General features: G+C 71.1%; 5 protein-coding genes. 1 reads left to right on the forward strand and 4 read right to left on the reverse strand.

From position 1 onward, the window contains the following. Positions 1–22: 22 nt before the first annotated feature. Positions 23–961: a M56 family metallopeptidase gene (locus ACGFR9_RS30370; protein ID WP_393214762.1), complete on the forward strand. Its 939-nt coding sequence runs from the start codon at positions 23–25 to the stop codon at positions 959–961. Positions 962–1,582: 621 nt separating this feature from the next. Here the strand turns inward: ACGFR9_RS30370 and recQ are convergent. The 4 genes from recQ to nuoL all read right to left on the reverse strand — a co-directional run bounded on the left by recQ (position 1,583) and on the right by nuoL (position 8,844). After that, positions 1,583–3,481 (reverse strand): DNA helicase RecQ, encoded by a 1,899-nt coding sequence (recQ, locus tag ACGFR9_RS30375; protein WP_393214765.1) that lies wholly within the window; start codon positions 3,479–3,481, stop codon positions 1,583–1,585. Between the two features lie 175 nt (positions 3,482–3,656). Further along, positions 3,657–5,306, reverse strand: coding sequence for an NADH-quinone oxidoreductase subunit NuoN (nuoN, locus tag ACGFR9_RS30380; protein WP_030221862.1), 1,650 nt, complete (start codon positions 5,304–5,306; stop codon positions 3,657–3,659). Further along, positions 5,303–6,874, reverse strand: a complete 1,572-nt coding sequence (locus tag ACGFR9_RS30385) for an NADH-quinone oxidoreductase subunit M (RefSeq protein WP_393214769.1) — start codon at positions 6,872–6,874, stop codon at positions 5,303–5,305. Before ACGFR9_RS30385 ends, nuoN begins: the two co-directional genes overlap by 4 nt. A 5-nt stretch (positions 6,875–6,879) precedes the next feature. Next, positions 6,880–8,844: an NADH-quinone oxidoreductase subunit L gene (gene nuoL, locus ACGFR9_RS30390; RefSeq protein WP_393214772.1), complete on the reverse strand. Its 1,965-nt coding sequence runs from the start codon at positions 8,842–8,844 to the stop codon at positions 6,880–6,882. Positions 8,845–8,849: the final 5 nt, after the last annotated feature.

Consider the following 8,849-nt stretch of genomic DNA (forward strand, 5'->3'; position numbering starts at 1 on the left):
GACAGGATCCGGAGCCCGTGGCATGACCGTCTGCCTGCTCCTGCTGAGCGTTGTCGCCGTGACGGCCGCCGTGCCCGTCCCCCGGACGCTGACCCGGGCCAAATGGCCGGAACGGGAGCCGGTGGTCGCGCTGTGGGTGTGGCAGTGCCTGGTCGCCACCGTCCTGCTGTGCTGTGTCACCGCTCTCGCCCTGGGTGCCGCCGCGGTCTTCGGCACCGTCCGCGCCCAGCTCTTCGCCCCGGCCCCGCCCGCCGTCACCGCCGCGTACAACCTGTCCGCCGCCTCGCCCTGGACCGTGGCCCTCACCCTGCTGCTCGCCTGCGGCGCCGCGTGGACGACCGCCATGCTCGGGCGTGAACTGGCCGAGGCCCGCCGTCGGCGCACCCGCGCCCGGGAGCAGCTGCGCGAACGCGCCCCGGACCTGCCGGCCGGCCTGCCCGAGGCCCGCGGTCCCCTGCTGGTGCTGGAGGACGAGTACCCCGACGCCTGGTGGATGCCGGGCAGCCCGCCCCAGCTGATCGTCACCACCGGCGCCCTGCAGCGCCTCACCGACCACCAACTGGACGCCGTCCTCACCCATGAGCGCGGCCACGCCCGCGCCCGACACGACTGGCTGCTCCACCTCTCCACCGCGCTGGCCACCGGCTTCCCGCGCATCCCCCTGTTCGCGCACTTCTGCGACCAGACCCACCGCCTGGTCGAGATGTCCGCCGACGACACGGCCTCCCGGCGCTGCGGCCACCTGACCACGGCCCTGGCCCTGATCGAGCTCAACCAGCACCGGGGCGTCCTCTCCTGCGCCTCCAGCCACCGACTCCTCGGCGAACGCGTCGACCGCCTCCTCGCACCTCCGCCTCGTCTCACCCGTCACCACCGCGCCCTGACGACGGCAGCGGCGGCCCTGGTCCCCCTGGTCCCCTTGCTGATCACTTTCGCGCCGGCCCTGACAGCGCTGCCGTAGCCCCCACAGGCAGCCACCCCGCTGCCACGTAGCCGCACGCGGCTGAGCCGCGTAGCCGCACGCGCCCCTCCCACATAGCCGCACGCGCCTCTGCCGCGTAGCCGCACGCGCCTCTGCCGCGTAGCTGCGGGCGGCCCTGCCGCGTAGCTGCGGGCAGTCGTGCCGCTGGGGCGGCACGGGTGGGCGCAGCGGCACCCCCTCCAGCGGGGCCAGCGCACACCCACCCCCGCCCAGCAACCACCCGGGGTGACGGCTGAGCAGGGGGACGGAGCGCGGCCCGGCGCAGGCGGGGTGCCGTCGCGCCCACCCGTGCCGCCCTGCGGCACGCCTGCCCGCGGATCGGCGGAGGCTGCCCGGAGCCGCGGGAACGCGGGGCGCGGAGGCGCGGGGGTGACGGGAGCGCGAATGGGCGGCAGGCGCGCGGGGAACGGAGGCGCGGGCGCGCCGAGGCGCGGAGGCGCCTGGGTGCGGGCACGCGGGCACGCCAAGGCGCCGGGGTGCGGGCACGCCGAGGCGCCGGGGTGCGGGCACGCCGAGGCGCCGGGGTGCGGGCACGCCGAGGCGCCGGGGTGCGGGCACGCCGAGGCGCCAGGGCGCGGGCGCGCCGAGGCGTGGGGGTGTCTACTCCCAGTCGTCGGGCTGGGGTTCCTCCTCCGGCCAGTCGTCGGCGCCCGCGTCCCCCGGCGCCGTCAGTCCGGCCAGCACACCCACCACGCCCTCCCCGTACGTCGCCAGCTTCTTCTCCCCCACCCCGCTGATCCCGCCGAGCTCGGCCACCGACGTGGGCCACACCGTGGCGATCTCCCGCAGCGTCGCGTCGTGGAAGATGACGTACGCAGGGACGCCCTGCTCGCGGGCCTGCTCCGCCCGCCAGGCGCGCAGCGCCTCGAACGCGGGCTGAAGCGACTCGGGCAGCTCCGCAGCAGCGGCCTTGCCCTTACGCCCCGAACCCGACCGCGAGGTCACCGCCTTCTGCGGCTCCTTCCGCAACGGCACCTCCCGCTCCCGCCGCAGCACCGCCCCGCTCTCCTCGGTCAGCACCAGCGTGCCGTACTCCCCCTCCACGGCAAGCAGCCCCTGCGCCAGCAACTGCCGTACGACGCCCCGCCACTCGGCCTCGCTCAGCTCCTCACCGATGCCGAACACCGACAGCTGGTCGTGGTCGAACTGGATGACCTTGGCCGTACGCCGCCCCAGCAGGATGTCGACGATCTGCACCGCGCCGAACTTCTGCCCGCGCTCCCGCTGCAGCCGCACCACCGTGGACAGCACCTTCTGCGCCGCGACGGTGCCGTCCCAGCTCTCCGGCGGGGTGAGGCAGGTGTCGCAGTTGCCGCAGCCCGTCGGGTCCGGGTCCTGGCCGAAGTAGGCGAGAAGCTGGCCCCGCCGGCACCGCACGGTCTCGCACAGGCCGAGCATCGCGTCGAGGTGCTGGTTGGCCCTCCGGCGGAACGCCTCGTCGCCCTCCCCCGACTGGATCAGCTTGCGCTGCTGTATGACGTCGTTCAGCCCGTAAGCCATCCACGCCGTGGACGGCAGCCCGTCACGGCCCGCACGCCCCGTCTCCTGGTAGTAGCCCTCGACCGACTTGGGCAGATCGAGGTGGGCGACGAAGCGGACGTCGGGCTTGTCGATACCCATGCCGAACGCGATGGTCGCCACCACGACCAGCCCCTCCTCCCGCAGGAACCGCGACTGGTGCGCGGCGCGCGTCCTCGCGTCCAAGCCCGCGTGGTACGGCACCGCCTCGACACCGTTGCGGGAGAGGAACTCGGCGGTCTTCTCCACCGAGTTGCGCGACAGGCAGTAGACGATGCCCGCGTCCCCGGCGTGCTCCCCGCGCAGGAAGCTCAGCAGCTGGTTCCTGGGGTCCGCCTTGGGCACGATCCGGTACTGGATGTTGGGCCGGTCGAAGCTCGCCACGAAGTGCCGGGCGTCCGGCATGCCGAGGCGCTCGGTGATCTCCCGGTGCGTGGCGTGCGTCGCCGTAGCCGTCAGCGCGATACGCGGTACGTCCGGCCAGCGCTCGCCCAGCACCGACAGCATGAGGTAGTCCGGCCGGAAGTCGTGCCCCCACTGGGACACGCAGTGCGCCTCGTCGATCGCGAAGACGGAGATCTTGCCGCGTGACAGCAGGTCCTGGGCGCTGTCGAGACGCAGCCGCTCCGGCGCGAGATACAGCAGGTCCAGCTCGCCGGCGAGGAACTCCGCCTCGACGGTCCGCCGCTCGTCGAAGTCCTGCGTGGAGTTCATGAACCCGGCCCGCACGCCCAGCGCCCGCAGCGCGTCCACCTGGTCCTGCATCAGCGCGATCAGCGGGGAGACGACCACTCCCGTCCCCGGCCTGACCAGGGCCGGAATCTGGTAGCACAGCGACTTTCCGCCACCGGTCGGCATGAGCACCACGGCGTCGCCGCCCGTGACCACATGCTCGATGACCGCTTCCTGCTCACCGCGGAAGGCCTCGTACCCGAACACGCGGTGCAGCGCGGCCAGCGCCTCACTCTCCGTCACTGCCATTCCGCCACTACCGCCCATCACCGGTGCCCCCCGAAAGCCGTCCCTCGACCACTGCCTCCACGATAGGGGTCCGCACCGACAGCCCCCGGAGTTGTCCACAGGCCCATCCGTACGACAACGGCGGCCCGGCCCCCCGAAGGGTGCCGGGCCGCCGTCGGCGTACCGAACCGAGTGATCAGCGCACGAACACTCCCGCGTCCCCCGCCAGCTCCAGGAAGTACTGGGGCGCCACGCCCAGCACCACCGTGACCGCCACGCCCACCGCGATCGCCGTCATCGTCAGCGGTGACGGCACCGCGACGGTCGGGCCCTCGGGGCGCGGCTCGCTGAAGAACATCAGGACGATCACGCGGATGTAGAAGAACGCCGCGATGGCCGACGAGATCACACCGACCACGACCAGCGGGGCGGCCCCGCCCTCCGCCGCCGCCTTGAACACGGCGAACTTCCCGGCGAAGCCGGAGGTCAGCGGAATGCCCGCGAAGGCCAGCAGGAACACCGCGAACACCGCCGCCACCAGCGGGGAGCGCCGGCCGAGTCCCGCCCACTTCGACAGGTGCGTCGCCTCACCGCCGGCGTCCCGCACCAGCGTGACCACCGCGAAGGCGCCGATCGTCACGAACGAGTACGCCGCCAGATAGAACAGGACGGACGAGATGCCGGACGGCGTGGTCGCGATGACACCCGCGAGGATGAAGCCCGCGTGCGCGATCGACGAGTACGCCAGCAGCCGTTTGATGTCGGTCTGGGTGATCGCCACGATCGCACCGGCCAGCATGGTGACGATGGTGACGGCCCACATGACCGGCCGCCAGTCCCAGCGCAGGCCCGGCAGCACGACGTAGAGGATCCGCAGCAGCGCGCCGAACGCGGCCACCTTGGTCGCCGACGCCATGAAACCGGTCACCGGTGTCGGGGCGCCCTGGTACACATCGGGCGTCCACATGTGGAAGGGGACGGCGCCGACCTTGAACAGCAGGCCCATGACCAGCAGCGCGGTGCCGATCAGCAGCAGCGCGTCGTTGCCCATGGTGCCGGCGAGCGCCGGGCTGACGTCCTGGACCGTGCCGTCGACGACCTGCGCGATCGTGGCGTACGACATCGAGCCCGAGTAGCCGTACAGCAGGGCGATGCCGAACAGCGTGAACGCGGAGGCGAACGCGCCGAGCAGGAAGTACTTGACCGCGGCCTCCTGCGACATCAGCCGCTTGCGGCGGGCCAGCGCGCACATCAGGTACAGCGGGAGCGAGAGGACCTCGAGCGCCACGAACAGCGTCAGCAGGTCGTTGGCCGCCGGGAAGACCAGCATGCCGGCGACGGCGAAGAGCAGCAGCGGGAACACCTCGGTGGTGGTGAACCCGGCCCTGACCGCCTGCTTCTCGCCCTCGCTGCCCGGTACGGCCGCGGCCTGCGCGGCGAACGAGTCGACCCGGTTGCCGTGCGCCTCCGGGTCGAGCCTGCGCTCGCCGAAGGTGAACAGGGCGACCAGTGCCGTCAGCAGGATCGTGCCCTGGAGGAACAGGGCCGGCCCGTCGACGGCGATGGCGCCCATCGCCGCGATGCCCGCCTTCGTCGTGCCGTAGCCGTCGGCGGCGAGCGCCACGACCGCGGCGAACGCGGCGGCCAGGGCGACCACGGCGACGCACATCTGCGCGTGGTAGCGCGACCTGCGCGGGACGAACGCCTCGACCAGCACCCCGACGAGCGCCGCTCCGACGATGATCAGGGTGGGCGCGAGCTGCCCGTATTCGATCTTCGGCGCGTCGATCTTGGAGATCGGGTCGGCCGCCGTTGTCCACAGGCTGTGGACGGCTGTTGCGCTCACTTGGCCGCCTCCACCTCGGGCCGGGGGTCCTGCTTCTGTACGTCGGACATGGTGTGCTTCACCGCCGGGTTCACGACGTCCGTGAGGGGCTTCGGATAGACGCCGAGGAAGACCAGCAGCACGACCAGCGGCGCCACCACGGCGATCTCCCGCACCCGCAGATCGGGCATCGCGGAGACCTCGGGTCTCACCGGACCGGTCATCGTCCGCTGGTAGAGGACGAGGGTGTAGAGCGCGGCGAGGACGATGCCGAAGGTGGCGATGATGCCGATCACCGGATAGCGCGTGAACGTGCCGACCAGGACCAGGAACTCACTGACGAAGGGCGCGAGCCCCGGCAGTGAGAGGGTCGCGAGTCCGCCGATCAGGAACGTGCCGGCGAGCACCGGGGCCACCTTCTGCACACCGCCGAAGTCGGCGATGAGCCGCGAGCCGCGCCGCGAGATCAGGAATCCGGCGATCAGCATCAGCACGGCGGTCGAGATGCCGTGGTTGACCATGTAGAGCGTCGCTCCGGACTGGCCCTGGCTGGTCATCGCGAAGATGCCCATGATGATGAAGCCGAAGTGCGAGATCGACGCGTACGCGATCAGCCGCTTGATGTCGCGCTGGCCGACCGCGAGCAGGGCGCCGTAGATGATGCTGATGACCGCCAGGACGAGGACGGCGGGCGTCGCCCACTTGCTGGCCTCCGGGAACAGTCCGAGGCAGAAGCGGAGCATCGCGAAGGTGCCCACCTTGTCGACGACCGCCGTGATGAGCACGGCCACCGGGGCGGTGGACTCCTGCATGGCGTTGGGCAGCCAGGTGTGCAGCGGCCACAGCGGCGCCTTCACCGCGAAGGCGAGGAAGAAGCCGAGGAACAGCCAGCGCTCGGTGTTCGTCGCCATGTCCAGCGAGCCGTTGGCGCGGGCCTCGGCGATCTCCGGGAGCGAGAAGTTCCCGGCGACGACGTACAGGCCGATCACGGCGGCCAGCATGATCAGACCGCCGGCCAGGTTGTAGAGGAGGAACTTCACCGCCGCGTACGACCGCTGGGTCGCCGCCGTCTCCTCGCCGTGCTCGTGGGCACGGTCCCCGAAGCCGCCGATCAGGAAGTACAGCGGGATCAGCATGGCTTCGAAGAAGATGTAGAAGAGGAAGACGTCGGTGGCCTCGAAGGAGATGATCACCATCGCCTCGACGGCCAGGATCAGGGCGAAGAAGCCCTGCGTCGGCCGCCACCTCTTGTTCCCCGTCTCCAGCGGGTCGGCGTCGTGCCAGCCCGCGAGGACGATGAACGGGATCAGCAGGGCGGTCAGCGCGATCAGCGCCACCGCGATGCCGTCCACACCCAGCTCGTAGCGCACGCCGAAGTCCGCGATCCAGGCATGGGACTCGGTGAGCTGGTAGCGGTCGCCGTCCGGGTCGAACCGGACCAGGACGACGATCGCCAGCACGAGCGTGGCGAGCGAGAACAGCAGGGCCAGCCACTTGGCGGCCGTGCGCTTCGCGGCCGGTACCGCGGCCGTGGCGATCGCCCCGATGGCCGGGAGCACCGCCGTCGCTGTCAGCAGAGGAAAGGACATCGGTATCAGACCGCCCTCATCAGCAGGGTCGCGGCGACCAGAACCGCCGCGCCCCCGAACATCGAGACCGCGTAGGACCGCGCGAAGCCGTTCTGCAGCCTGCGCATCCGCCCGGACAGGCCGCCCATGGAGGCCGCCGTGCCGTTGACGACCCCGTCGACCAGGGTGTGGTCGACGTACACCAGCGAGCGGGTGAGGTGCTCACCGCCACGGACCAGGACCACATGGTTGAAGTCGTCCTGGAGCAGATCGCGCCGGGCGGCCCGGGTGAGCAGCGACCCGCGCGGGGCGACGGCGGGCACCGGACGGCGCCCGTACTGGGCCCAGGCGATCGCCACGCCGATGACCATCACGGCCACCGTGGAGGCGGTCACCGTGGTCGCGCTGATCGGCGCGTCCCCGTGGTCGTGACCGGTGATGGGCTCCAGCCAGTGCACGAAGCGGTCGCCGATGCTGAAGATCCCGCCGGCGAAGACCGACCCGAAGGCGAGCACGATCATCGGGATCGTCATGCTCTTCGGCGACTCGTGCGGGTGCGGCGGCTCGTAGGCGCCGCGTGTCTCGGCGGCGGGCTCCACGTCCGGCGCGGCCGGGGACGGCGTCGGGGCGTCGCGCCAGCGTTCCTCGCCGAAGAACGTCATCAGCATCACGCGTGTCATGTAGTACGCGGTGATGGCCGCGCCCAGCAGGGCGCAGGCGCCGAGGATCCAGCCCTCGGTGCCGCCCTTGGCGAACGCCGACTCGATGATCTTGTCCTTGGAGAAGAAGCCGGACAGGCCCGGGAAGCCGATGATGGCGAGGTAACCGAGGCCGAAGGTGACGAAGGTGACCGGCATGTACTTCCTCAGGCCGCCGTAACGGCGCATGTCGACCTCGTCGTTCATGCCGTGCATCACCGAACCGGCGCCCAGGAACAGCCCGGCCTTGAAGAAGCCGTGCGTCACCAGGTGCATGATCGCGAAGACATAGCCGATGGGGCCGAGGCCGGCGGCGAGGACCATGTAGCCGATCTGCGACATGGTCGAGCCGGCCAGCGCCTTCTTGATGTCGTCCTTCGCGCAACCGACGATCGCACCGAACAGCAGCGTGACCGCGCCGACGATGGTGACGACCAGTTGCGCGTCCGGGGCGCCGTTGAAGACGGCCGCGGAGCGGACGATCAGGTACACGCCCGCCGTCACCATGGTCGCCGCGTGGATCAGGGCCGAGACGGGGGTCGGGCCCTCCATCGCGTCCCCGAGCCAGGACTGCAGCGGCACCTGGGCGGACTTGCCGCACGCGGCGAGCAGCAGCATCAGCGCGATCGCGGTGAGCTTGCCCTCACCGGCCTGGCCCGCGAGTCCGGCCTCCCCGTGGCCGCCGAGCACCGGCCCGAAGGCGAAGGTGCCGAACCACAGGAACATCAGCATGATCGCGATGGACAGGCCCATGTCGCCGACCCGGTTGACCAGGAAGGCCTTCTTCGCGGCCGTGGCCGCGCTGGGCTTGTGCTGCCAGAAGCCGATCAGCAGGTAGGAGGCGAGACCGACGCCCTCCCAGCCGACGTACAGCAGCAGGTAGTTGTCGGCGAGGACGAGGATCAGCATCGCCGCGAGGAACAGGTTCAGATAGCCGAAGAAGCGGCGGCGCCGCTCGTCGTGCTCCATGTACCCGATGGAGTACAGGTGGATCAGCGAGCCGACTCCGGTGATCAGCAGGACGAACGTCATCGACAGCTGGTCGAGCCGGAAGGCGACGTCCGCCTGGAATCCCTCCACCGGGATCCAGCTGAACAAATGCTGCGTGACCGTGCGTTCCTCGGCGCCCTTGCCGAGCAGATCGGTGAACAGCACCAGGCCGAGCCCGAAGGAGACGGCCGCGAGCAGCGTACCGATCCAGTGGCCCACGGCATCCAGCCGGCGTCCGCCGCACAGCAGGACCACCGCTCCGAGCAGGGGCGCCGCCACCAGCAGCGCAATCAGGTTCTCCACGATTC

It is taken from the genome of Streptomyces sp. NPDC048584 (assembly GCF_043199595.1).
Lineage (GTDB): Bacteria > Actinomycetota > Actinomycetes > Streptomycetales > Streptomycetaceae > Streptomyces > Streptomyces edwardsiae.

Excerpts from the sequence above, each read along its gene's own strand:
- ACGFR9_RS30370 (WP_393214762.1), top strand. The coding sequence starts at position 23 with ATGACCGTCTGCCTGCTCCTGCTGAGCGTTGTCGCCGTGACGGCCGCC.
- recQ (WP_393214765.1), bottom strand. The coding sequence starts at position 3,481 with ATGGCAGTGACGGAGAGTGAGGCGCTGGCCGCGCTGCACCGCGTGTTC.
- ACGFR9_RS30385 (WP_393214769.1), bottom strand. The coding sequence starts at position 6,874 with ATGTCCTTTCCTCTGCTGACAGCGACGGCGGTGCTCCCGGCCATCGGG.